Source organism: Gryllotalpicola daejeonensis (assembly GCF_039538145.1).
In the GTDB taxonomy this organism is placed as follows: domain Bacteria; phylum Actinomycetota; class Actinomycetes; order Actinomycetales; family Microbacteriaceae; genus Gryllotalpicola; species Gryllotalpicola daejeonensis.
Window position 1 is genome coordinate 1,700,501 of record NZ_BAABBV010000001.1, and the last position, 22,015, is coordinate 1,722,515.

At 69.5% G+C, this 22,015-nt stretch carries 18 protein-coding genes, 1 tRNA gene and 1 pseudogene; 10 read left to right on the forward strand and 10 right to left on the reverse strand.

The features are described 5' to 3' along the window. Positions 1 to 73: 73 nt before the first annotated feature. From dhaM to dhaK, 3 genes and pseudogenes are all read right to left on the reverse strand, one after another. A pseudogene (gene dhaM, locus ABD736_RS16375) lies at positions 74 to 772 on the reverse strand (dihydroxyacetone kinase phosphoryl donor subunit DhaM); the annotation flags it as partial. 6 nt (positions 773 to 778) lie between these two features. After that, entirely contained in the window at positions 779 to 1,483 is a 705-nt protein-coding gene (gene dhaL, locus ABD736_RS08475) for a dihydroxyacetone kinase subunit DhaL (RefSeq protein ID WP_425555002.1), read from the reverse strand. A gap of 11 nt (positions 1,484 to 1,494) precedes the next feature. Then, complete coding sequence (gene dhaK, locus ABD736_RS08480) at positions 1,495 to 2,493, reverse strand: dihydroxyacetone kinase subunit DhaK (RefSeq protein WP_344791311.1); 999 nt, start codon at positions 2,491 to 2,493, stop codon at positions 1,495 to 1,497. 100 nt (positions 2,494 to 2,593) lie between these two features. On the opposite strand from dhaK, the gene ABD736_RS08485 reads away from it, so the two are divergent. Continuing rightward, the gene (locus ABD736_RS08485; RefSeq protein WP_344791312.1) at positions 2,594 to 3,379 is read left to right on the forward strand and encodes an IclR family transcriptional regulator; all 786 of its coding nucleotides are present in this window, start codon (positions 2,594 to 2,596) and stop codon (positions 3,377 to 3,379) included. An 86-nt stretch (positions 3,380 to 3,465) separates the two neighbouring features. Here the strand turns inward: ABD736_RS08485 and glpK are convergent, their stop codons facing one another. The 3 genes from glpK to ABD736_RS08500 form a co-directional block, all read right to left on the reverse strand. Continuing rightward, entirely contained in the window at positions 3,466 to 4,980 is a 1,515-nt protein-coding gene (gene glpK, locus ABD736_RS08490) for a glycerol kinase GlpK (protein WP_344791313.1), read from the reverse strand. Positions 4,981 to 5,150: 170 nt separating this feature from the next. Further along, entirely contained in the window at positions 5,151 to 5,900 is a 750-nt protein-coding gene (locus ABD736_RS08495) for an MIP/aquaporin family protein (protein ID WP_344792229.1), read from the reverse strand. 206 nt (positions 5,901 to 6,106) lie between these two features. Then, positions 6,107 to 7,837 carry a glycerol-3-phosphate dehydrogenase/oxidase gene (locus ABD736_RS08500; RefSeq protein WP_344791314.1) on the reverse strand — a complete coding sequence of 577 codons (1,731 nt, stop codon included), beginning with the start codon at positions 7,835 to 7,837 and terminating at the stop codon, positions 6,107 to 6,109. Between the two features lie 158 nt (positions 7,838 to 7,995). Here ABD736_RS08500 and ABD736_RS08505 point away from each other — a divergent pair, with 158 nt between their 5' ends. Continuing rightward, on the forward strand, positions 7,996 to 8,904 hold the full coding sequence (locus ABD736_RS08505; RefSeq protein WP_344791315.1) for a sugar-binding transcriptional regulator: 909 nt from the start codon (positions 7,996 to 7,998) through the stop codon (positions 8,902 to 8,904). 234 nt (positions 8,905 to 9,138) lie between these two features. Here the strand turns inward: ABD736_RS08505 and ABD736_RS08510 are convergent, their stop codons facing one another. Continuing rightward, on the reverse strand, positions 9,139 to 10,641 hold the full coding sequence (locus ABD736_RS08510) for a CoA-acylating methylmalonate-semialdehyde dehydrogenase (RefSeq protein WP_344791316.1): 1,503 nt from the start codon (positions 10,639 to 10,641) through the stop codon (positions 9,139 to 9,141). A gap of 109 nt (positions 10,642 to 10,750) precedes the next feature. On the opposite strand from ABD736_RS08510, the gene ABD736_RS08515 reads away from it, so the two are divergent. Both ABD736_RS08515 and ABD736_RS08520 read left to right on the forward strand, forming a co-directional pair. Continuing rightward, complete coding sequence (locus ABD736_RS08515; protein ID WP_344791317.1) at positions 10,751 to 11,092, forward strand: carboxymuconolactone decarboxylase family protein; 342 nt, start codon at positions 10,751 to 10,753, stop codon at positions 11,090 to 11,092. Positions 11,093 to 11,306: 214 nt separating this feature from the next. Next, complete coding sequence (locus ABD736_RS08520; protein WP_344791318.1) at positions 11,307 to 14,624, forward strand: S8 family peptidase; 3,318 nt, start codon at positions 11,307 to 11,309, stop codon at positions 14,622 to 14,624. A gap of 230 nt (positions 14,625 to 14,854) precedes the next feature. Here the strand turns inward: ABD736_RS08520 and ABD736_RS08525 are convergent, their stop codons facing one another. Continuing rightward, positions 14,855 to 15,880 carry a hypothetical protein gene (locus ABD736_RS08525; RefSeq protein WP_344791319.1) on the reverse strand — a complete coding sequence of 342 codons (1,026 nt, stop codon included), beginning with the start codon at positions 15,878 to 15,880 and terminating at the stop codon, positions 14,855 to 14,857. A gap of 57 nt (positions 15,881 to 15,937) precedes the next feature. After that, a complete protein-coding gene (locus ABD736_RS08530; RefSeq protein ID WP_344791320.1) occupies positions 15,938 to 16,606 on the reverse strand; it encodes a DUF2127 domain-containing protein in 669 nt (222 codons plus the stop codon). Between the two features lie 76 nt (positions 16,607 to 16,682). On the opposite strand from ABD736_RS08530, the gene ABD736_RS08535 reads away from it, so the two are divergent. From ABD736_RS08535 to ABD736_RS08545, 3 genes are all read left to right on the forward strand, one after another. Beyond that, on the forward strand, positions 16,683 to 18,152 hold the full coding sequence (locus tag ABD736_RS08535; protein ID WP_344791321.1) for an aminotransferase class I/II-fold pyridoxal phosphate-dependent enzyme: 1,470 nt from the start codon (positions 16,683 to 16,685) through the stop codon (positions 18,150 to 18,152). A 119-nt stretch (positions 18,153 to 18,271) separates the two neighbouring features. Continuing rightward, a complete protein-coding gene (locus ABD736_RS08540; protein ID WP_344791322.1) occupies positions 18,272 to 18,610 on the forward strand; it encodes a DUF7882 family protein in 339 nt (112 codons plus the stop codon). Further along, positions 18,607 to 18,870, forward strand: coding sequence for a hypothetical protein (locus ABD736_RS08545; RefSeq protein WP_344791323.1), 264 nt, complete (start codon positions 18,607 to 18,609; stop codon positions 18,868 to 18,870). The genes ABD736_RS08540 and ABD736_RS08545 overlap by 4 nt, the downstream gene beginning before the upstream one ends. Here ABD736_RS08545 and ABD736_RS08550 read toward each other — a convergent pair. After that, positions 18,858 to 19,739 carry a TIGR01777 family oxidoreductase gene (locus ABD736_RS08550; protein WP_344791324.1) on the reverse strand — a complete coding sequence of 294 codons (882 nt, stop codon included), beginning with the start codon at positions 19,737 to 19,739 and terminating at the stop codon, positions 18,858 to 18,860. The two genes, ABD736_RS08545 and ABD736_RS08550, sit on opposite strands and share 13 nt — an antisense overlap. Positions 19,740 to 19,757: 18 nt before the next feature. On the opposite strand from ABD736_RS08550, the gene ABD736_RS08555 reads away from it, so the two are divergent. The 3 genes from ABD736_RS08555 to ABD736_RS08565 all read left to right on the forward strand — a co-directional run bounded on the left by ABD736_RS08555 (position 19,758) and on the right by ABD736_RS08565 (position 21,886). Beyond that, positions 19,758 to 20,633, forward strand: coding sequence for an SGNH/GDSL hydrolase family protein (locus ABD736_RS08555; RefSeq protein ID WP_344791325.1), 876 nt, complete (start codon positions 19,758 to 19,760; stop codon positions 20,631 to 20,633). Between the two features lie 29 nt (positions 20,634 to 20,662). Continuing rightward, the gene (locus ABD736_RS08560; protein WP_344791326.1) at positions 20,663 to 21,724 is read left to right on the forward strand and encodes a class I mannose-6-phosphate isomerase; all 1,062 of its coding nucleotides are present in this window, start codon (positions 20,663 to 20,665) and stop codon (positions 21,722 to 21,724) included. Positions 21,725 to 21,799: 75 nt separating this feature from the next. Next, a tRNA-Ser gene (locus tag ABD736_RS08565) sits at positions 21,800 to 21,886 on the forward strand. Positions 21,887 to 22,015: the final 129 nt, after the last annotated feature.

A 22,015-nucleotide genomic window follows, 5' to 3' on the forward strand; every position in this document is an offset into this window, starting at 1 on the left:
CGGCGGCCGACGCGGCCGCAGAGACCTCGGTGTCGCCCTCCTCGAGCTCTCCGAAGCCGTCGGCGGCGAGTGCTTCCAGTCGGGCGAGTGCGGCCGCGGCATCCGTGCCCGACGCGTTCGCCTCGACCTCGTCACCCTGCCGCGCACCCAGCGTGAGCAAAGCGCTCATGCTCGCCGCATTCGATGCCTCTGCCCCCGTGCGGCGATTGCGCAGGCGAACGGTCGCGTCGAACGCGCCCAGCTCTGCGGCGACCGTCGCCGCGGGGCGCGCGTGCAGGCCGGCCGGGTTGCGAAGGGTGAAGGTGAGGGTATGACTCGGGGCCGCAGCCGCCGAGTCGGACGGCGAGGTCTCAGGCGCCGACTCCTCGCCGATGTGGGCCTGCTTCGGCGCGAGCGACGCTTCGGCCTCTGCCGCCACCGCGTCGAGCGAGGCGCCACCGGCCGCGGCTACGAGCGCCGCCACGAGCCCTTCGACGAGCGGGGCACTCGTGAGCCGCACCGGAGCATCCGACATCCGCAGCTCCAGCGCCAGCTCGGCACTGATCACCGCCGACCCCAGGTCGACGAAGACGAGCACGCCGTCAGCGCCCGCGGACTCCGCGACCTCATCGATCGCGGCGGCGACGCGCGCGGCATCCGTGCCCAGTCCCCCGTCCTCCGTACCCGCGGCGAGCACGACGTGCGGCGCGTCGCCGTGCACCATCTGCCCCGCGAGCTCGAGCGCCGCTGAGGCGAGCGCCGCGCTGTGAGACACGACGACGATGCCGATCATCGGCACCTACTCCGCCGCGGACGCGCCAGCGGAACCAGCAGAGTCGGCGGAACCGGAAGAACCGGCGGGGTCAACCGAGCCGGACCCGCCACCGAGCGCCTCGTCGAGCGCCTGGAAGAGCAGCGCCGTCGAGGTGGCCCCCGGGTCGAGGTGGCCGGCAGAGCGCTCCCCCAGGTAGCTCGCGCGCCCCTTCCGCGCGACGAGCGGCGCCGTCGCATCGCGACCCGCCGCGGCCGCCTCGAACGCGGCGTGCGCTGCCTCTGCGGCCGACCCGCCGGAGCCGGCCACACCGTCGAACGCATCCAGCGCCGGCGCCAGCGCGTCGTACATCGTCTTGTCGCCGGCCTCTGCCTTGCCGCGCTGCACGACGCCCTCGAGTCCGGCCCGCAGCGCCGCCCCGAGCTCGGTGGCCGACGCGGCCGACGACGCCCCGAGCGACGTGCCGAGGCGCAGGAAGAACGTGCCGTACAGCGGCCCGCTCGCCCCGCCCACCGTCGAGACGAGCGTCATGCCGGTGCGCTTGAACAGGTCGTCGAGCGCCGTGGCCGGTGCCTCATCGAGCTTCGTGACGACGGCCGCCATGCCGCGGTCCATGTTCGCGCCGTGGTCTGCGTCGCCGACCGCCGAGTCGAGCTCGGTCAGGTACACCCGGTTGTCGGCGACGAGTTTCTGGAATCCGCGCAGCCACGCGACGAGTTCGTCCAGCGACACCTCCGCCACGTTCACGCCCCCCAACGCAGGCCGGGCGTCACCACGGGCGCGTCCCACAGCTTGAGGATCTCGTCGTCGGCCTTCAGCAGCGTGAGCGAGCAGCCGGCCATGTCGAGCGAGGTGATGTAGTTGCCCACCAGCGGCCGCGCCACCGTCACGCCGGCGGCCGACAGCAGCTTCGCGACCTCGCCGTACATCAGGTACAGCTCGATCAGCGGTGAGCCGCCCATGCCGTTCAGCATCGCGATCACGGGCGCGCCTGTGAAGTCGAGGTCGGCGAGGATCGGCTCGACCAGCAGCTGTGCGATCTCGGATGCGGGCGCGAGGTCCTGACGGTGCCGCCCCGGCTCGCCGTGGATGCCGATGCCGATCTCCATCTGGTCGTCGGGCAGGTCGAAGGTCGGCTTGCCCGCGGCGGGCACGGTGCAGCTGGTGAGCGCCATGCCCATCGAGCGGCCCGCGTCGTTCACGCGGCGGGCGAGTGAGGCGACGGATGCCAGATCGCGGCCCTCTTCGGCCGCGGCACCCACGATCTTCTCCAGCAGCACCGTGGTTCCGACGCCGCGGCGCCCCGCGGTGTAGAGCGAGTCCTGCACGGCGACGTCATCGGCGACGACCACCGTTTCGACCTGCACGCCGGCCTCGGCGGCCGCGAGCTCTGAGGCCATGTCGAAGTTCATGACATCGCCCGTGTAGTTCTTCACGATGTGCAGCACGCCGGCGCCGGTGTCGACGGTCTTGGTCGCCTCTTGCACCTGATCGGGCGTCGGGGAGGTGAACACCTCGCCGGCGACCGCCGCGTCCAGCATCCCCAGCCCCACATAGCCGCCATGCAGCGGCTCGTGACCTGACCCGCCGCCTGAGAGCAGGGCGACCTTGCCCGCCTCTTTAGGGGTGGCGCGATAGACGATGCGGTTCACCGGGTCGACCCTGACCTCGGGATGCGCCGCCGCGTAGCCGGCCAGCGAATCCGCCAGCACGCCGTCGGGAGTGTTGATGAGCTTCTTCATTGGAGCTTCTCTCTGGTATCCGACACATATTCGACATCGCCGAATATCCCGCGGCTACTATCGTGTGTCAAGCGCCCGCACAGATGTGCAGGGCGCGCGTGTGCGTCAATGGGGAGGCACGTTGATCCAGGCGATCGATCGGGCGGCGCGGGTGCTCACCTCGCTGCAGGGGGCGCGGCATCTCGGCATCGCCGAGCTGGCCGCGGCACTCGAGCTGCCGCCGTCGACGGTGCACGGCATCGTGAAGTCGCTGCAGGGCCATGGGCTCGTCGCGAAAGAGCCGAACGGCAATCGCTACATGCTCGGGCCCGCGCTGCTGAAGCTCTCGAACGTCTACCTCGACACCCTCGACGTGCGCGCCCGGTCGCTGCGCTGGACCGCGGAGCTCGCACGTCGCACCGGTCTCGCGACGCGGCTCGGCGTCGAGCTGTTCGACGAGGTCATCATCATCCACCACGACGAGCGGCCGGACGGCACCGAGCAGATGCCGGAGACCGGCCTCTCGATCCCCGCGCACGCCTCGGCGCTCGGCAAGGTGCTGCTCGCCTACGACGGCGCGCTGGCCGAGACCGTGCTCGGCGACGGCGAGCTGCGTGCCCTCACCGGCGACACGGTCACGAGCGCGAAGGCGCTCACGAGGCAGTTCGCCCAGATCCGCGAGCGCGGGCTGGCCGAGGAGCTCGACGAGGCCGTGCTCGGCGAAGCATCCGTCGCCGCCCCGATCGCCGACCGGTCGGGGGCCGTCGTGGCCGCCCTGTCCGTCGTGCTGCCGTCGAGCGACTGGCCGGCCGCCGACGCGGTGCAGAACGCGCTGCGCGAGACCGCGCGGAACATCTCGCGCGAGCTCGGGGCCACGAGGTGGCCGCCACTGCAGAGCGGTGAGTGAGCACGCACGAGTTCCCGTTCCGGACGCGTTCGCCCGCTGCCGCGGGCGCGGCTGTCCGGAACGGGAACGAGTTGCCGCGGGTGCGCTTACTGCACGTCCTCATCGACCCAGTCGAAGGTCTTCGTGACGGCCTTCTTCCACTGGCGCAGCTGACGCTCGCGCTCGCCGGCGTCGAGCTGCGGCTCCCACCGCTTGTCCTCCTGCCAGTTGGCGCGCAGGTCGTCGAGGTTCGACCAGAAGCCGACCGCGAGGCCGGCGGCGTAAGCCGCACCGAGGGCGGTCGTCTCGGCGACGACCGGCCGCACCACGGGCACGCCGAGGATGTCGGCCTGGAACTGCATGAGCAGGTCGTTCTGCGTCATGCCGCCGTCGACCTTGAGCTCTTCGAGGTCGACGCCCGAGTCGGCGTTGACCGCGTCGAGCACCTCGCGGGTCTGGAAGGCGGTCGCCTCGAGAACGGCGCGCGCGATGTGCCCCTTGTTCACGAAGCGGGTGAGGCCGACGAGCGCACCGCGCGCATCCGAGCGCCAGTACGGCGCGAACAGGCCCGAGAACGCCGGCACGAAGTACGCACCGCCGTTGTCCTCGACCGTCGCCGCGAGCTTCTCGATCTCGGGCGCCGACGAGATGATGCCGAGGTTGTCGCGCAGCCACTGCACGAGCGACCCGGTGACCGCGATCGAACCCTCGAGGGCGTAGTGCGGCTTCTCGTCGCCGAGGCGGTAGCCGACGGTGGTGAGCAGGCCGTTCTTCGACCGCACGATCTCTTCGCCGGTCTGGAAGATCAGGAAGTTGCCCGTGCCGTAGGTGTTCTTCGACTCGCCGGGCGTGAACGCCGCCTGGCCGAAGGTGGCCGCCTGCTGGTCGCCGAGGATGCCGGCGATCGGCACCTCGCGCAGCAGGCTCGAGGACTCGACCTGGCCGTAGGTCTCGGACGAGCTCTTGATCGCCGGCAGCATCGAGCGCGGCACGCCGAACACCTCGAGGATGTCGTCGCGCCAGTCGAGCGTCTCCAGATCCATGAACAGCGTGCGCGAGGCGTTCGTGACGTCGGTGACGTGGACGCCGCCGTCGACGCCTCCTGTCAGGTTCCACAGCACCCAGGCATCCGTGTTGCCGAACAGCAGGTCGCCCGCCTCGGCTTTCTCACGCGCGCCCTCGACGTTGTCGAGGATCCACTTGATCTTGGTGCCCGAGAAGTAGGTCGCGAGCGGCAGGCCCACGATCTCCTTGAAGCGGTCGAGGCCGCCGTCTTTGGCGAGCTCGTCGACGATGTTCTGCGTGCGGGTGTCCTGCCAGACGATGGCGTTGTAGACCGGCGTTCCCGTCGTCTTGTCCCACACCACCGCGGTCTCGCGCTGGTTGGTGATGCCCACGGCGGCGATGTCGTGACGCGTGATGTCGGCGCGCGACAGCGCCTGGCCGATCACCTCGCGCGTGTTGTTCCAGATCTCGAGCGCGTCGTGCTCGACCCAGCCCGCCTTCGGGAAGATCTGCTGGTGCTCGAGCTGGCCGGTCGAGATGATCGACCCCTTCTTGTCGAACACGATGGCGCGCGTGCTCGTCGTTCCCTGGTCGATCGCGATGACGTAGTCGCTCATGAGCGGGTGACTCCTTTGTCTGTTGACTGTGCCTGATGGCTGGTTGACGGTGACGATGACGGATGCCTGCGCGGGCCGCCCCGGCGAGAGAGCGGCGCCGGCTGTCCAGGCGAGTGGGCCACTGGCCGCCGGGATGCGGCAGCGTCAGCTGCCGAGGCGACCGGGTGGTGTCAGCTGCCGATCGTGGGCAGCCACAGGATCGAGAGCCACCCGGCGAGAAGGCCGCCGATGATCGGGCCGACCACAGGAACCCACGAGTAGGCCCAGTCGCTCGAGCCCTTGCCCGGGATCGGCAGCAGCTGGTGGATGATGCGCGGGCCGAGGTCACGAGCCGGGTTGATCGCGTAGCCCGTGGGGCCACCGAGCGAGGCGCCGATGCCGACCACCAGCAGCGCCACCGGAAGGGCGCCCAGCGCGGCGAGACCGCCGCCCTGCGTGTTGTGGCCGAAGGCGATGACGACGAAGACCAGCACGAAGGTGCCGATGACCTCGGTCACCAGGTTCCACACGTAGCTGCGGATCGCGGGGCCTGTCGAGAAGACGCCGAGCTTGTTGGCCGGGTCCTGCTCGACCTCGTCGAAGTGCTTCTTGTAGGCGAGCCAGCACAGGAATGCGCCGATCAGCGCCCCGATCATCTGCCCCGCGATGAACACGAGGATCGAGACGACGTTGACGTCGACCTGCGAGCCGGTGTTGCCGAACTTGGTGGCGCCGCTGGCCACGAGGCCCAGCGTGACGGCGGGGTTGAGGTGCGCCCCTGACGCGTAAGACGCCTCAACACCGGCGAAGACCGCAAGGCCCCAGCCGAAGTTGATCATCAGCGTGCCGCCGGCGAACCCTTTCGTTCTGACCAGGATCACGTTCGCGACGACACCGGTTCCCAGAAGCACGAGCAGCGCTGTGCCGACGATCTCCGACATGAAGTCGATACCCAGATTGTCCACGTTGACCTTCCTCGGTTATTGATCCGGCACAGCCGGGTGCCGCCGTGCGCGCGACATCGGTGTCGCAAGCGGCTTCTCGAACGCTAATCAGGGCGCTGGCGGGTGTTCAAGAACCCACGCCTGCACATTCGTGCAATCTGACCTTTCTTCGGCCACACCGAACAGCGTTCGAAAAGCTTCGGTCACGCGACCGCGAGCCCCAGGTCGACCCCGTGGTGCTCGAACAGCAGCGTCGCGGCATCCTTCAGCTCCTGATCGCGACGGTCGTCGCTCCAGCCCAGCTCCTCACCGACGATGCTCGCGATCTCAGTGACGCCCTCGCCCGTGGCGAGGCCGCGGAACGCGATGCTCGTGCGCCGCGTGATGACGTCGATCAGGTGCACGACCTGCTCCTCGCGCGCGATGAAGGCGATCTCCGCCCGGCTGTAGCCGGGCACATGCGCGAGCAGCTCGTCGTCGGCGCCCGCGGCGGCGATGATCTGGGCCGCCTTGGTGCCGTAGCGGTTGAGCAGCACCCGGGCGCGCTCGATTCCGACCGCCGAGCCATGCCTGCGGCCCCAGTCGCGCTTGCCGGCGGTGGTCGTCGGGTAGTCGACGCCGCCGCCGATCGCGACGCCCTCCGTCGAGAAGCGCCGCGTGCGGCCCAGGCGGTTCAGGACCTCGTCGGAGAGCTGCTGGCCGAGAGCGCGGAACGTCGTCCACTTCCCGCCGACGAGGCTCAGGACCTTGGTGGAGCCGAGGCCGGGAATCGGCGAGTCCACGATGCGGTAGTCGCGTGAGACGAAGCCCGGCTGCGTGTCGTCGTGGCGCGGCAGGGGGCGCACGCCGACGAAGCGGAAGATGATCTGCGACCGATCGACCGGCACGGCGGGGAAGACGTCTTTCACGAGGTCGAAGAAGTAGTCGATCTCTTCCTCGGTCACCTCGATCGGCTTGGTCATGTCCTGCTCGAGGTCCGTGGTGCCGATGATCACCTTGCCGTGCAGCGGGTAGACCAGCACGATGCGGCCGTCGCGGTGCTCGAAGAACAGCTCGCGGCCGGCGCACGCCCGGAACAGCTCCGGGTTGTCGACGACGATGTGCGAGCCCTTCGTGCCGCCCATGAAACGGGTGGCCGAACCGAGCGCCGCGTTGGTGAGGTCGGTCCACGGGCCGGACGCGTTGACCACGACATCCGCGGTGACATCGAACTCGTCGCCCGTCACGGTGTCGCGCACGTGCACCTTGCCGTCGGCGGCACCGACCGCCTCGAGGTAGTTGACCGCTCGCGCCTTGGCGCCGCCCGCCTTCAGCCCGTCGAGCAGCACGTCCAGCGCGAGGCGCTCGGGGTTCACGAGCGAGCCGTCGTAGTAGGTCGCCGTGTACTTCACGTCGGGGTTGAGCTTGGGCAGGGCCTTCAGCGACTTCCGGCGCCCGACGAAGCGGTGGCGGGGCACCACACCGCCGCCGCGGCTGAACGAGTCGTAGATCGAGAGGCCGATCTTGATGAGCGCGGCGCCGCGCTCCTTCGGCTTGCCCTGCTTGTGCGTCAGCATGCGCAGCGGGGCGGTGGTGATGCCCGAGAACGTCGAGAAGATCGGGATCGTCGTGGGCAGCGGCTTCACGTAGTGCGGAGCGATCCGAAGAAGCGAGTTGCGCTCGTTGACGGATTCCTTGACGAGTCGGAACTCGCCGTTCTCGAGGTAGCGGATGCCGCCGTGGATCATGTGCGAGCTCGCGGCCGAGGCGCCAGAGGCCCAGTCGGAGCGCTCGATGAGCACGACGTCGACGCCCTGCATCGCGAGGTCGCGGAAGGTGCCGATGCCGTTGATGCCGCCGCCGATGACAAGCACCTCTGCGTGCGGGCGGGCCTTGAGCGCTTCCACCTGGGGGCGCTCGGCCGAGGACGGGTTGCTGCTGCTGTTGTCTGTCACGGGTTCACCTCGCTTACTACTGTGACCACTGCTTGCGACATTGGGCGAAGCAGGAGAGGCTATTTGCACAAACGTGCACCGGGTCGTCGTGCACTGGTGGGAGGTGCGTCACGGACCGAAAGACGCAAGAGGCGCTCACGGCGGCGAACCTCTACTACATGCAGGACCTCACGATGGAGGCCATCGCCGACGAGATGCACACCTCGCGGTCATCCGTCTCTCGCCTGCTCAGCTACGCGCGGCAGTCCGGCCTCGTCAACATCACGATCCGCACGCCGGACGAGTCCGTGCCATCGCTTCAGACGGAGATCAACGAGCGCTTCGGCATCGCGAGCTACATCGTCCCCGTGCCCGGGAACGTGAGCGAAGTGGACCGGCTCGAGCGCGTCGCCCTGGTCGCAGCGCGCACACTCGACCACTTCATCGACTCGAGCATGACCGTCGGCATCGCGTGGGGCACGACCATGAGCGCGGTCTCGCGCTACCTCGTGCCGAAGAAGGTGCACAGCGTCGAGGTGGTGCAGCTGAACGGCGCGGGCAACCAGTACACGACGGGAGTGGTCTACGCGAGCGAACTGCTGCGCCGTTTCGGCGAGGCCTTCTCGGCGGTGACGCACGAGTTTCCCGTGCCGGCGCTCTTCGACCACCCGACGACGCGCGAGCTCATGTGGAAAGAGCGCAGCATCGGGCACATCCTCGACATCCAGCGCCGCATGGACGTCGCGATCTTCGGCCTGGGCGCGCCCTTCTCGGAAGTGCCGAGCCACGTCTACTCCGGCGGCTACCTCAGCACCGCCGACTACAAGGCACTGACAGCCGCGAACGTCGTCGGCGACGTCGCGACGGTGTTCTTCCGCGAGGACGGCACCTGGGAAGACATCCCGATCAATCGCCGCGCAAGCGGCCCCGATGTGAGCCTCATCAGGCGCACCCCGCGGCGGGTCTGCGTGACCGCGGGACCGTCGAAGGTGCACAGTCTGCGCGGTGCGCTGAACGCCCGGCTCATCACCGATCTGGTGGTCGACGAGGCCACCGCGTTCGCCCTTCTGAAGGAGGTCGGCGGCTGATCCGGTTCAGCCCGCGTCGCCTGTGCTGGCGCGGAATCATGCGGACGCATGATTGTGCGACATTCGTCGCAATACCCCCTTTTCTGGGGGCAGTTCGTGCCCTACTCTGAAGGTGCCGCGTCGGATGGCTCGCCGACTCCATGTGGGGAGGCAAGCGGCGACGCGTTCCCGACGCAGGCGTGCAAGGGTCTGGTGGAAGGTGTTCGGGTCACCTTCCCCCAGGCCCTTCTTCTGTCAGTTCTGGGGGAAGCCGAGGTTGATGCCGCCGTGGCTCGGGTCGAGCCAGCGGCTCGTGACCGCCTTGAGCTGGGTGAAGAATCGCACGCCCTCTGCGCCGTGGGCCTTCGTGTCGCCGAACAGCGAATCGCGCCAGCCGCCGAACGAGAACGTCGCCACCGGCACCGGAATCGGCACGTTGATGCCGATCATGCCGACCTGCACCTCACGCTGGAAGCGGCGCGCAGCACCACCGTCGTTGGTGAAGATCGCGGTGCCGTTGCCGAACGCGCCCCGGTTGATCAGCTCGATGCCCGCCTCGAACGACGGCACCCGCACCACCGACAGCACCGGCCCGAAGATCTCCTCGGTGTACACGCGGCTGGTCGTCGGAACCTTGTCGATGAGGGTCGGGCCGAGCCAGAATCCGTCTTCCTCACCGTCCACCTCGACCTCGCGCCCGTCCACGACGACGCTCGCCCCGTCCGCCGCAGCCACGTCGATATAGGAGGCGACCTTGTCGCGGTGCTCGCGGGTCACCAGCGGGCCCATGTCGCAGCCGCGGCGCCCGTCGCCGATCTTGAGGCCTCCGATGCGGTCCTTGATCTTCGCGACCAGCTCGTCGGCGACCGGCTCGACCGCGACGACCACCGAGATCGCCATGCACCGCTCCCCCGCCGACCCGAACCCGGCGTTCACGGCGCTGTCGGCCGTGAGGTCGAGGTCGGCGTCCGGCAGCACCAGCATGTGGTTCTTCGCCCCGCCGAGCGCCTGCACCCGCTTGCCGTTCCTTGTGCCGTTCTCGTAGACGTAGCGCGCGATCGGCGTCGAGCCGACGAACGAGATCGACCGCACCTCCGGGTGCTCGAGCAGCCCGTCGACCGCCTCCTTGTCACCGTTGACCACGGTGAAGACGCCGTCGGGCAGCCCCGCCTCCTTCCACAGGCGCGCCAGCCACAGCGCCGCACTCGGATCCTTCTCGCTCGGCTTCAGCACCACCGTGTTACCCGCCGCGATCGCGATCGGGAAGAACCAGGCCGGCACCATCGCCGGGAAGTTGAACGGCGAGATGATCCCGACGACGCCGAGCGGCTGGCGGATCGAGTACACGTCGATCCCCGAGGATGCCTGCTCGCTGAACTCGCCCTTGAGGTGATGGGCCAGCCCACAGGCGAACTCGACGACCTCCTGCCCGCGCGAGATCTCGCCGAGCGCGTCGGAGAGGACCTTCCCGTGCTCGCTCGTGATGATCTCGGCCAGCTCGCTCTTGCGCGCCTCCAGCAGCTCGCGGAACCTGAACACGACCGCCTGCCGCCGTGCGAGCGAGGTCTCGGCCCACGCCGGGAACGCCGCCCTGGCGCTCGCCACGGCGGCGTCGACCTCGGCGCGGTTCGCGAGCGCGACCCGCTTCGTCTCGACACCCAGCGCGGGGTCGTACACCGGAGCCGTCCGGCCGCTCGTCGATTCCTGCTCACGGCCGTCGATCCAGTGGGGCACCACCTGCGGCTCTGCATTGGTCATGACACGAAGGTTACGACTTCCGACGTGACGAGCGCGTTTCGTGGGCGATGATCGGTTCAGGCATCCGTCATGCCAGAAATTCACCACCTCACCGACGCAGGAGACCCACGTGACCGGCTACCTCGACAGCGACGACCGCAAGTACACCCGCGTGTACAAGGAGCAGACGCCCGACATCCTCAAGGCGTTCGCCGACTTCGACAACGCCGTGTTCGCGGCCGAAGGGCGCGAGATCCCGCTCAAGTACCGCGAGCTCATCGCGCTCGGCGTCGCGCTGACCACCCAGTGCACCTACTGCATCGACGGGCACTCGAACAACGCGGTCAAGGCCGGTGCCACCCAGGCCGAGCTGGCCGAGGCTGCCTGGGTCGCCGCGGCATTGCGCGCGGGGGCCTCGTATGCGCATGGCCGCCTCGCCTTCAAGCTCACCGAGGGCGCGCACCAGCACTGACGCGCGGCGCGCAGCGCGCGAGACGCGCCGCGGCGACACACGCACTTAATCCGACACACAGCCGTTACACACCAGCGACTGAGGATCGAATAGCGTCACTTCATCTGCGTGCCCCACAGGGGCTACACGCGGCTCAACGGTTCTCGAATCCGAGACAGAGGAGAAGTGAATGAATCAACGGTCCGCACGCCGTTGGAGAGCGGTGGTGACGGGCGTGGCTTCCACGGCCGTCCTGGTCTCCGTCGGCATGTCCGCCCCCGGCCTGGCAGCGACGAGTGCGCCGACGGCGCCCTACGTCGCACCCCACACGGATGCCGCGAAGCTGAAGCTCGCACCTGAGCTGCAGGCCGCCCCCGGAACGTCGCGCAGCACGGTGTTCGTGCAGCTGTCTGGCTCCGGTGCCGTCGACTCCGGCAGCGCTGCGGCGGCGAAGACGCGCCGCAGCGACGTCAGCAAGTCCGCCTCTGCCGCGTTCGCCGTGGCGAAGGCGAAGGACGCGAAGGCCACACAGCTGTTCACCGTCAGCAACGCGGTGCCCGGCTTCGCGGTGACGGCGGATCAGGGCGCGATCGACGCGATCGCCGCCCGCAGCGACGTCGTCAAGATCACTCCTCTCACGCCGAAGACCCTCGAGAACGCCAGCACCGCTCAGCTGACCAAGGCCGTCAACGAGTGGCAGGCGGGCAACCTCGGCAAGAACGTCAAGGTGGGCATCATCGACACCGGTGTCGACTACACCCACGCCGACTTCGGCGGAGCAGGGACCGTTGCAGCCTGGGATGCCGCGCACGCGGCCTCTGCGGGGGCGTTCACCCCGACGGCCAAGGTCGTCGGCGGCTACGACTTCGTCGGCGACGACTACGACGCGAAGACGGACGACCCGACCTATCAGCCGGTTCCGCACCCCGACACCAACCCGCTCGACTGCAACAGCCACGGCACCCACGTCGCCGGCATCATCGGCGGCTACGGCGTCAACGCGGACGGCACGACCTTCCGCGGCGACTACGGCTCGCTGACCAGCGACGACCTGTACAACATGAAGGTCGGCCCCGGCATGGCTCCGCTTGCCGAGCTGTACGCGCTCAAGGTGTTCGGCTGCGTCGGCTCGACCAACGAGGTCATTCCCGCGCTCGACTGGGCGCTCGACCCGAACGGCGACGGCAACTTCTCCGACCACCTCGACATCGTCAACATGTCGCTCGGCTCGGACTACGCCCCCGCCGACGACCCCGAGAACGCGGTCGTCGACCAGCTCGCCCAGCACGGCGTGCTCCCCGTCATCGCGATGGGCAACGCCGGTGACATCACCGACGCCGGCGGCTCGCCGGGGAACGCGGTGCGCTCGGTGGCCGTCGCCTCGACAGTCGACGCGTATCAGCTGCGCGATGGACTGAGGGTGAACGCGCCGTCCGACCTCGCCGGCATCGCCGACGGGCAGTTCTCGCAGGCGTACCCGTGGATCGGGTCGAGCCCGGTGACCGGCCAGGTCGTCGCAAGCCCGGCGGACAACGCCGACGGCTGTGCGGCCTACAGCGCGGCTGACGCCGCCGCCATCGCGGGCAAGATCGTCTGGCAGTACTGGGACGACAACGACTCCACCCGTGCCTGCGGCTCCGCCGCTCGCGGCGGGAACGCGGCCAAGGCGGGAGCGATCGGGGCGATCTTCACCTCGGGCCTCGACGTCTTCGCAGCGGGCATCACGGGTGACTCGACGATTCCGATCATCCAGCTTCCGAAGAAGCAGACCGACCGGCTGCAGCCGGCGGTGGATGCCGGGACGCTGAACGTGACGTTCGACCCGTCGCTGCAGGCATCCGTCAAGTCGATCGACCCGACCATCACGGACACCGCCAGCTCCTTCACGTCGCGCGGCACCCACGGTTCCGTCGGCGTCGTGAAGCCCGACCTCGCAGCCCCCGGCGACACGATCGCCTCCGCAGGCATGGGCTCCGGCAGCGGCGTTCTCGTCGACTCGGGCACCTCGATGGCGACGCCGAACGTCGCGGGCATCGCGGCGCTCGTCAAGGTCGCGCACCCGACGTGGACGACCGAGCAGCTCAAGGCCGACCTGATGAACACGGCCGGTCACGACGTGTACTCGGGCGACAGCCAGAGCGGCCCGATCTACGGCCCCAACCGCGTGGGCGCGGGCCGCGTCGACGCGAAGGCCGCGGTCGACAACGACCTGCTCGTCTACGACAAGGACACCGCCGGTGCCGTGTCGGCCTCGTTCGGCGTCATCGCGGCGCCGATCACGAGCAAATCGGTCACTCAGAAGCGCACGCTCACGGTGCAGAACACGGGCCGGTCTGCCAAGACGGTCTCGCTCTCGTACCAGGCGATCACGGCGGAGCCCGGTGTGCACTACACCGTCTCGCCCTCGCGTCTCACCGTCGGAGCGGGCCGCTCGGCGACCGCGACCGTCACGGTGACCGTCACGCCGAGCGCGCTGAAGAAGACGATCGACCCGACCGAGAACCCCGAGGCGGGGATCGGCGTGCCGCGCTCCTTCATCTCCGACGCGTCGGGCCGTGTGCTCGTCGCCGAGGCGGGGAAGACCGCGCTGCGAGTTCCCGTGTACGCCGCCGCCAAGCCCACGTCGGCGACGTCGACCAAGGTGGTGACCACGGGTCGCGGCACGGCGGCGACGTCGTCGTTCGCGATCTCGGGCCACGGCTTCGACCAGGGCACGGGCGCCGCGGAGTTCCGCTCGCTGGCATCCGTTCTCACCCTGGGCGCGACCAGCCCACGAGAGTCGGCGTGCACGGACACGCAGACGGGCGGATGCCTCGGCGTGCCGTCGGACGGCGCGGGTGACCTGCGCTACGTCGGCGCGGGGTCGACGCCTGACAAGTCGGGCTCGTACGCCAACGGCTGGCTGTACTTCGGCGTCAACACGTGGGGGCAGGGTGCGACCATCGGCCACACCGTCATCCCCTACGTCGACATCGACACGACCGGCGATGGCGTGCCCGACTACGAGGTGGCCGCCCTGTACTACGACTCGACCGATGTTCCGGTCTCAGAGCTGTTCGACTACGCGACGGGCAAGCTGCTCGACGTCGAGCCGATCAACGTGAACTGGGGCGACGTCGACACGAACGAGTTCGACACCGACACCACGCTGATTCCGGTGTGGCCGGCGGCGATCGGTGTGACGGACGACGTGAAGTCGTTCCCGATCACCTACCGGGTCGGCGTGGTCGGCAGCTACACGAGCACCGACATCGACGACTCGACGCCCGTCACCTACGACGTCGTCGACCCGGCGATCTCGGTCGCGGCGCCGCTGTACCTGGACCAGGCCGGAACGACGATCCCGTTCCAGCTCGGCGCCGACGCGACGGCCGCCACCAAGGCGCTCGTGCTGCACCTGCACGGCGCCCCCGGCAAGCGCGCGGAGGTCGTGAGTCTGACCAGCGGCTCGCACAAGCCGACACCGCCCGGAAAGAAGCACGGCAAGGGCTCGCTGCCGCCGCACAGCAAGTGGGGCTGGCCCCACTTCGGCGGTGGCCGCGCGCGCGGCTGACGTGCTGCTGAACTGATCGATTGACCGCTGCTGCGGCGTCGCCCTCTGAGGGGCGGCGCCGCACCAGTCGGTTAACCGGGCGCGTGCGGCGCGGTCAGCGGCGCGTCGCTGTGAGCCGCGAACTTTGCTGCGACGACTCGAAAAGCGGGAATGCGAGCGGATTCCTGCACTCTGAGTCGTCGCGCGGGCAGCCGGCTCCGCCAGACGACCGATAACGCAGGAATCCGCTCTCAGCCGCGCCATCCGTTGGCGGCGAGCGCGGTGCGCACCATGCGCTCGACATCCTGCGCTGTGTGGTGCTTGCGCACACGGACGATCGTCCACCCGAGCGCGGAGAGCGTGTTGTAGCGATCGATGTCGATGATCGAGCGATCGTCGGCGTGCCAGCGTTCGCCCTCGTATTCGACCAGCGTCCGATACCGCTCATAGACGAGGTCGCCGATCGCCACGAGTCGCCCCTGCCGGTCGAGGATGTTCTGGTTTCGGGCCGGCTCCGGAAGTCCCGCGCGCAGCAGCACGAGCCGCACCCAGGTCTCTTTCGGCGACCAGACGTTCTCGCGCAGCTGAGGCAACGCCTCTCGGAGGGAACGCGCGCCTGGACGGCTTCCGTGGGCCCGCACCGCGGCCTCGAGACGTGCGCGCGCCGCGAGCAGCACGGGTTTGTCGCAGATGATTCTGTCTCCGGCCTGGATCAACTCATCCACAGTGAGCACCGTGGCCAGTTCGCACCACAGCTCGGCCGGCTCCCGCACCTCGTGGCCATTGAAGTTGCGGGTCGAAGCACCCGGGGCCGAATGGCCGTGAACGAACTTGCCGCGGGGGCGCAGCTTGGGCACCGGTGCGCTCACATGCACCTCGAGGCGCTCGTGGCGAAGCGGGACCGGGATGCCGAGGATACGGGCTGCCGTCACACTGCTGAAGAACCAGCCCTTTGGCAGCTTCGCCCGATACGCATCGCACAGGATCGCGAACTTCCGCTCGGTCGTCGCCGCCTCGAGCAGTGCCACCGGAACTCGAACGCCGTGGAACGTCGCCGTCAGGTCGCGAGCCCTGAGTCTGCCCCGCGCGATGCCGAACGCATCGGACTTCTGAACCGAGAAAGGTGCCTTGGCGAGGGCTGGGGGCAGAGGAGTCGGGGTGCGCATGCCGGCGAGTGTGGCCGATTTCGCGACGGCCGAGTTCGGCGTCGCCTCTGAACCGTGAAGAACGCACGCCTCGAAGCAGCTGTGCTGGGCAAGCTCGTCGCGGCGGGGCATCCGTTCGCCCGCTGCGCACGACGACCCGCGATGCCGGAATCCGCGATCATTCCCGCATCAGCGGTCGTCGCGCGAAGACGAGTTGCGCGCCGGACGACCCGAATCGTCGGAATGCGCGGCGATTCTGACGTTATGAGCCGTCTGGCGAACATGCGTGCTCTCGGCACGCTCACGACGCAGCAGCCAGTCGAACGTTCCGCGCGCGGTCTCGTGCAGCGTGCGCCCGTGGCGCCACTCGCGCCAGGTGAGCCAGATGATGACCGCATCGAGCGCCGTGAGGATGATGACGCCGACGCCCGGCGCCGTGATCAGCTCATAGAGCTGGTAGATCAGGAACAGGACCAGCACCACGATCGCCCAGGGGTAGATGCGGCGCGAGCCGAGCAGGAGCGCGATGACCACCGCGAGCTTCACCACCCCGTGCACGAGCAGATAGGCGGCCAGGAAGGCGGTCGCCCCTGAGTCGAGGTGCGCGACCCCGTGCAGCACCGCATTGGCGATCGGGTCGTCGGGGTCCTCGGCGAGTTCGTGGGCGAACACCGACTGCGTGACGCCGAGGATCTGGCCAGGCGTCACGAACAGCAGGATCGCTCCGCCCAAGAACTCGACCAGACCGTCGACGCCCTTGACCACGACGCCGACGAGGAAGACGAGGTCGAGCACCCGCTCGCGCAGCGAGGGCGCTGGCGCCGCTGCGGTCGTGCTCGTCGAGCCCGTCGTGGTCATGACTCCATCTTCGGGCTCTTGTCCAAGATGCGTCACAGAGTGCGTTCAGCCGCCGCCCGACGGGTAACGACACCTCATGGACCAGCACCGCGCCCCCGTTCTCGAAGCGATCGCCGAGCACCACGCGAAGGGCCGCTACGGCTTCACTCCGCCCGGGCACCGGCAGGGGCGCGGCGTCGATCCTCGGGTCGTCGACGTTCTCGGCGTCGACCCGTTCCGCGACGATCTGCTCGCGACGGCGGGGCTCGACGACCGTGCGTCTCGCGGCGGCATCCTCAAGACCGCGCAGGAGCTCATGGCCGCCGCGGTCGGCGCCGATCAGGCGTTCTTCTCGACCTGCGGCAGCTCGCTGTCGGTGAAGGCCGCGATTCTCGCGGTCACGCGCGGTCAGGGCGAGATCCTGATCGGCCGCGATGCGCATAAGTCCGTGACATCCGGTCTTGTCCTGTCCGGCCTGCAGCCGCGCTGGGTCTCGCCCACGTGGGACGCCAAGCTGCACCTCGCGCACCCGCCGTCGCCCGAGGCGATCGAGCAGGGGTTGAAGCGGTACCCCGACGTCGCGGCGGTGCTCGTCGTGAGCCCGACGCCGTACGGCACCTGTGCCGACCTCGCGCGCATCGTCGAGATCTGCCACGCGCATGGCAAGCCGGTGATCGTCGACGAGGCATGGGGCGCCCACCTGCCATTCCACGACGAGCTGCCGACCTGGGCGATGAACGCCGGCGCCGACATCTGCGTCGTCAGCGTGCACAAGATGGGCATGGGCTTCGAGCAGGGGTCTGTGTACCACCTGCAGGGCGGGCTCGTCGATCCGACGCGCCTCAAGCAGTGCGCCGATGTGCTGGCGACGACGAGCTCGAACGTGCTGCTCTACGCGGCGATCGACGGGTGGCGGCGGCAGATGGCAGAGCAGGGCGCCGAGTTGCTGACCGCGGCGCTCGGGCTCGCGCGTCGGCTGCGCGACGAGGTCGACGCCATCGACGGGTTGCACGTGCTCGAGTCAGAGCTCGTGGGGCGAGAGGCGTCGCACGAGCTCGATCCGCTGCATATCCTGATCGACGTCTCGGCCCTCGGCATCAGCGGCTACCAGGCGGCCGACTGGCTGCGCGAGAGCGCGCTCGTCGACTGCGGAATCTCCGATCACCGCCGCATCGAGATGACGCTCTCGCAGGCGGATGACGATGAGACGGGCGAGCGGATGCTTGCGAGCCTGCGGCGCCTCGCCGAGGCCGCGCCCGGCTTCGAGACGCCGCCGCCGGTGCACCTGCCGGCGCCGAACGCCCTCGAGCTCGAGACCGTGAGGCTGCCGCGCGACGCGTTCTTCGGGCCCGTCGAGGTGGTCCCTGCGGCCGAGGCGGTGGGGCGCGTCTCTGCGGAGCAGGTGACGCCGTACCCGCCCGGCATCCCCGTCATCCTGCCCGGTGAGCGCATCAATGCGGAGGTCATCGACTATCTGCGCAGCGGCGTGGCCGCCGGCATGGTCATCCCCGACGCGGCCGACCCCTCGGTCGAGACGGTGCGCGTCGTGCGCGAGTACGCGCACTGAGGAAGCCGTGCCAGGCGGCCAGGCCGGCCACGGTGTGCCGACACAGACCCGTGTGATCAAAGGCCGCCGCAACTCGCAACCCCTAGCCGCCGAAATGCCGCCGACCTAGCTTTCTGCGCATGGGCGTTTTGCATTACAACACGCGCGACTTCGTCATGGACGACCGCTTGCTGGCGCACCTGCAGGTCGTCATAGCGCTGAAACTGCGCCGGTCTGAGAACTTCTTCCTCGCCTGGGTCAACCGGCCAGATGCCGGCAGCGAGCGTTACGTGATCTGGATCGACAACGGCATCCCGATCTTCTGCGAGTACGAGTCCGCCGAGATCCCGGCGATCAATCGCGACTGGATCGACCGGCTGGCTGCCTCTGCCGCCACCAACTACGGGCTGCAGGTCACCCCAGAGGGCGACATCGAGCCGTTCCCTGCCGTGCGCGAGACGGCGGCGTCGGGCACGTGAGCGCGGTGAAGGGCGCCTACCTGGCCGTCGGCGAGCGGCGCTTCTACCTGCCGCCCGACGAGGTCGAGAACGTCATGATGGATGCCGTCGTCGCACGCGATCGCGGCGAGTGGCTCGACTTCCACGACGTTGGCGGCAACCGCACGCGACTGCTCATCCCGGCGGACACGGTGCTCATGGTGCAGGAATACGACATCCCCGACGCCGCAGAGGACCCCGCCGACCCGAACGACTGGTCGAGCTTCAACTACGACATCTGAAGCCGGGCCACCGCATCGGCGACGGTGCGGTCTTCGAACGCGAAGCCGCTCTCGAGCAGCTTCTGCGGCACCTCGAGCTGATCGGCGAGCAGCAGTTCGCGCGCGGCGTCGCCGAGGGCGAGCGTGAGCAGCGAAGCTGGCACTGGGAACCAGTACGGGCGGCGCGCCCGCCGCGCAATGGCGCGGATGAGATCGGATGCCGTCGCGGACTTGGGCCCTGCCAGATTGACCGGCCCGTCGACCTCGGTGTCTATCAGGTGGGCGATCGCTCTCGCCTCGTCGCGCAGGCTGATCCACGGCCAGTGCTGACGGCCGCCGCCGAGGGGACCGGCCGCGCCGAGCTTGGCGAGGAGGACGATCGGTGCCGCCGCCCCGCCGTCGCCGATGACCATGCCGGTGCGGGCGAGCACGACCCGCGCGTTCGGCGCCGCGGCGAGCGCGGTCGCCTCCCAGCTGCGCACGACGTCGGCGAGGAATCCCTCGCCCGCATTCGATGCCTCGGTCAGCCGCTCGCCCGGCCGCGATCCGTAGATTCCGACGGCCGACCCGTTCACCAGCACGGGAACGTCGGCGGCGCGCACCGCCCGCACGATGGCCGCCGTCGCGTCGATGCGCGACTTCAGGATCGCGGCTTTGCGCGCGCTCGTCCACGGCAGCCTGCCCGTCGGCTCGCCGGCCAGGTTGACGACGGCGCTGGCGTTCTCGAGCGCGGAGGGGTCGAGGTGACCGGATGCCGGGTCCCAGCTGCGTTCGTCCGGGGCGGTCGCCTGCCGCCGCACGAGGCGGATCACCTCGTCGCCGCGGGCTCTGAGCTGTTTGGTGACTTCGGTGCCGATCAGCCCGGACGCCCCCGCGATGACGATGCGCATGCCTCATGGTCGCACCGTGTGCCGGGTATCGGATGGGATGTGGTCGCCGGGGCGAAGTGGGGTGTGCGCGCTTGCGTCGCCTGCGCGCTCGGTGTTGCGGTCATGCTGAGCGGATGCACAGGTGGGCCGCCCTCGCACGATGAGAGCGCCGGCCCGAGCGTCACCCCGCGCGCTGCGGCTGTCGCGGACGTCACGACGCTCGGCGTTCTCGGCGACTCGATCAGCCTCGGCGTGAACGCCTGCGCGCAGCCGGGCGAGTGCACCGCGGCCTCGTGGGTGATGGGCAGCGAGGCATCCGTCGACTCACTCGCGACGCGCATCGCACACGCGACCGGGCGGCGCCCCGCGATCGCGAACGGCGCGGTGAGCGGCGCCACGATCGCCGCGCTGCTGCAGACGGCCCCGGCGGTCGTCGCGGCCAAGCCGCAGCTCGTGACGATCCTGATCGGCGCGAATGACGCATGTCGGCCGAGCGTCGCGGCGATGACGAGCGCGGCCGAGTTCCGGCAGGCGTACGGGCGGCTGCTCGACACTGTGCTCGACGGTCTGCCGAACGCGCGGGTGCTCGCGCTGTCGGTGCCGGATCTCGGGCGGTTGGCGGAACTCGGTCAGGCATCCCCTGCGATCGCGAACACCTGGTCGGCGTTCGGGGTCTGCGGCGCGCTCCTCTCGGGCGGTCGTGACGCGGTGGCGCGCCGTGTCGACGACTACAACGCGGCGATCGAGCAGCTCTGCGCGACGCGAAAGCGGTGCAGCTACGACGGCGGGGCGGTGCATGCGCAGTCGTTCTCGGCCGCCGAGCTGTCGGAGATCGACCACTTCCACCCTTCGCGGGCCGGGCAGGCGCGGCTGGCGCGGCTCGCGTGGGAAGCGCTCTCGAGCGCCGGCGGGTGATCGGGGCTTCGCCGGGGCAGGATGGCCTCATGCAGCCCATCCGCCTCGGCCCGAACCAGCCCGCCGCGCGGCCATACCTCGGCGGCGCCGGAATCCGCGCCTTTCGTGGCGAAGGGTCGACGGCGCCGGATTCGCCGGAGGACTTCGTGGCGTCCACCACGACGGTCTTCGGCGACGACCACGTCGGCCTCAGCATGCTGCCCGACGGGCGCACGCTGCGCGAGGCGGTGGCGTCCGACCCCGAGGGCTGGCTCGGTGCCGCGCACGTCTCGCGCTTCGGTGCCGAGACCGGGTTGCTCGTGAAACTGCTGCACACCGGCCAGCGGCTGTTCAATCACGTGCACCCGGACGACGCATTCGCGCAGACGCGACTCGGGGCGCCCCGCGGGAAGACGGAGGCGTGGTTCATCGTCGACACGGGCGAAGCGCCGACCGCGACCGTGTGGCTGGGTTTCGCGCACGAGGTCGCGGCCGCGCAGCTGCGCGACTGGTTCGAGCGGCAGGATGCCGCCGCCATGCTCGCCGCGATGACGGAGCTGACTGTGCGCGCCGGTGACTGGGTCTACGTGCCGGCCGGCACCCCGCACGCCATCGGGCCGGGGATCACGCTGGTCGAGCTGCAGCAGCCGACGGACCTGTCGCTGATCCTCGAGTACGCGGGCTTCCCGGCGCTCGACCGCGCTGGTGCGCTGCTGGGTCTTTCGCCTGAGGTGGCGCTCGCGGCGGTGGACACGGCTCCGCTCGGGCCGGAAAATGCCGCGCAGTTGCACGGGCGGGTGGCGGATGCCGGCCGCAGCACGCTCTTCCCACCCGCCGCGCAGCGGTTCTTCCGGGCGGAGCACCTCGTCGTCGAGGGTGCTGCGGAGATTCCAGCCGGGTTCGGAGTCGTCGTGGTGCTCGAGGGGGCGGGGAGGTTGCGCTGGGGCGGCGGTGGCGGCGCTGGCGGCGGCGGCAGTGCTGGCGGCGGCGGTGCCGACGGCGCGGACCTCGCGATCTCTCGCGGCGAGACGTTCGTGGTGCCGCATGGCGCTGGCGCGCTCGAGATCGCGGGGCAGCTGCGGCTCATTCATGCGGCGCCGCCTGCAGCGTGACCGCGCCCTACGCGTGCTTCGCCGCGTCGGCCGCTCGATTCGCTTCAGCGCTCGCGCTCACGTAAGATCGATCCCGGTACCGTGTCCGAGCGGCCGAAGGAGCATGTCTCGAAAACATGTGATGGTTCACGCCATCCGTGGGTTCAAATCCCACCGGTACCGCGTTGGTACAAAACCCCCGATGTCCTTGACCATCAAGGACTCGGGGGTTTTGTCTTGTCCGCGGCAAAGCTGACTTCACAACGGAACTCACAACAACGGATTCGGCCCTCGGCTTACTGAGGCACCCCA

What these genes read in the sequence shown, in the direction of transcription:
- dhaK (WP_344791311.1), bottom strand. Translation starts at nt 2,493, where the DNA reads ATGAAGAAGCTCATCAACACTCCCGACGGCGTGCTGGCGGATTCGCTG.
- glpK (WP_344791313.1), bottom strand. Translation starts at nt 4,980, where the DNA reads ATGAGCGACTACGTCATCGCGATCGACCAGGGAACGACGAGCACGCGC.
- ABD736_RS08495 (WP_344792229.1), bottom strand. Translation starts at nt 5,900, where the DNA reads ATGTCGGAGATCGTCGGCACAGCGCTGCTCGTGCTTCTGGGAACCGGT.
- ABD736_RS08505 (WP_344791315.1), top strand. Translation starts at nt 7,996, where the DNA reads ATGCAGGACCTCACGATGGAGGCCATCGCCGACGAGATGCACACCTCG.
- ABD736_RS08510 (WP_344791316.1), bottom strand. Translation starts at nt 10,641, where the DNA reads ATGACCAATGCAGAGCCGCAGGTGGTGCCCCACTGGATCGACGGCCGT.
- ABD736_RS08525 (WP_344791319.1), bottom strand. Translation starts at nt 15,880, where the DNA reads ATGCCCCGCCGCGACGAGCTTGCCCAGCACAGCTGCTTCGAGGCGTGC.
- ABD736_RS08530 (WP_344791320.1), bottom strand. Translation starts at nt 16,606, where the DNA reads ATGACCACGACGGGCTCGACGAGCACGACCGCAGCGGCGCCAGCGCCC.
- ABD736_RS08535 (WP_344791321.1), top strand. Translation starts at nt 16,683, where the DNA reads ATGGACCAGCACCGCGCCCCCGTTCTCGAAGCGATCGCCGAGCACCAC.
- ABD736_RS08540 (WP_344791322.1), top strand. Translation starts at nt 18,272, where the DNA reads ATGGGCGTTTTGCATTACAACACGCGCGACTTCGTCATGGACGACCGC.
- ABD736_RS08550 (WP_344791324.1), bottom strand. Translation starts at nt 19,739, where the DNA reads ATGCGCATCGTCATCGCGGGGGCGTCCGGGCTGATCGGCACCGAAGTC.
- ABD736_RS08560 (WP_344791326.1), top strand. Translation starts at nt 20,663, where the DNA reads ATGCAGCCCATCCGCCTCGGCCCGAACCAGCCCGCCGCGCGGCCATAC.